Origin of the sequence: Alteromonas sp. McT4-15 (genome assembly GCF_020515205.1) — a bacterium.
Lineage (GTDB): Bacteria > Pseudomonadota > Gammaproteobacteria > Enterobacterales > Alteromonadaceae > Alteromonas.
The window spans coordinates 1-1,347 of sequence record NZ_JAJALG010000097.1; the positions used below are offsets into that span (position 1 = coordinate 1).

Here is a 1,347-nt window from a genome sequence, read left to right on the forward strand (position 1 = left end):
GAGATAATTGGACTCCCCCAACTCATTGAGCTGGGTTAATATTTTAGTTCTCACACAAAAAATATTATGGAGTCCAACATGCACAATATAACCACAGGTGTTGATTTAGCGAAAGAAGAAATTCAGGTTTGCGTTTGCAAACGCAACAAGGTGCAGTCTAATCTGGCAATGACACCGACAGAATTTGGTTCTTGGCTAGCGTCGTCAAAACCAATGATAATTGTTTTTGAAGCATGTAGTACCTCAAACTATTGGAAGCAAAAAGCATTGGAATACGGGCATGATGCTCGATTAATTTCAGCAAAACTTGTTGCCAGTGTGAGACAAAACCAAAAAACAGATAAAAACGATGCTTTAGCGGTTGCGCAGGCCGCGCAACTCACAGATGTGTCGTTTATTAACGGTAAGTCAAAGGAACAGCAAGAGCTTCAAACCTTAGTTCGTCTGCGAGAGCTGGCCATCAAACATAAAGTCGCAATGCAACAACAAATAAAATCCTTATTGTTAGAGTTTAATATCCGTGTGTCATCCAGTCAGGGTGGGTTAAATGGTGTTGTTGAAAATGTTCTGGAAGATGCTGAAAACGGTTTTTCAATGATTTTTAGGCAAGCCCTGAATACAAGCTGGAAACAACTCCAACGGAGTATCGAATCAATAAAGCAGTACGATTTATATATAGAAAAAGCAGCAAACGAACACGAAACATGTAAATCACTACAGGCCTTAGAGGGTGTTGGCCCGTTAAACGCTGTGAACCTTTACATGGCACTGGGTTGTGGAGAGATGGGGCAATTTAAAAAAGGTCGCGATGCATCTGCTTGTATTGGTTTAACACCCATTCAGCATTCATCAGGCGGTAAAGTGAAATTAGGCTCGGTGGGCAAGTACGTTAAAAACAATATGCTCCGAAGTTGTTTAGTTAGCGGTGCGATGTCGGCAGTTAATCAGGCAATGAGACGACCAGCAAAAACCAAAAAAGAGAGGTGGATCCAGCAGATGGTTGAACGTAGGGGTAAGCGCTGTACAGCGGTCGCATTGGCGAATAAAACAGTTAGAACGGCATTCGCGATGTTAGCGAATGGAACAGAGTACAAAGCAGAACTATTGGCCGCTTAATCGAGGTTGTTGCCAACAACACAAATGCTCAATAAAAGATGAAAATCAGCTTGTTTAGTCAGTGCTTCGCTCAGAGCTTCGAGCTCGCTATCGAGATTTGACAACAAGTCCGCGTAAATATCATAGAGCCTGGAGTAGCTTCCCAATTAGAGCTCGTACATAAGCACGCATTAATTCTTCAATTGACCGCTAATGTTGTTGACAAAGGGGGAGTCCACATAAGCGAAGCGA

At 42.5% G+C, this 1,347-nt stretch carries 1 protein-coding gene; it reads left to right on the forward strand.

What is annotated here, in order from left to right:
• The first annotated feature begins 78 nt into the window (after positions 1 to 78).
• Complete coding sequence (locus LHL20_RS20915; protein WP_226434690.1) at positions 79 to 1,116, forward strand: IS110 family transposase; 1,038 nt, start codon at positions 79 to 81, stop codon at positions 1,114 to 1,116.
• Positions 1,117 to 1,347 lie beyond the last annotated feature (231 nt).

Bases quoted from the DNA above. Each gene is read 5' to 3' on its own strand.
- LHL20_RS20915 (WP_226434690.1), top strand. From the start codon at position 79: ATGCACAATATAACCACAGGTGTTGATTTAGCGAAAGAAGAAATTCAG.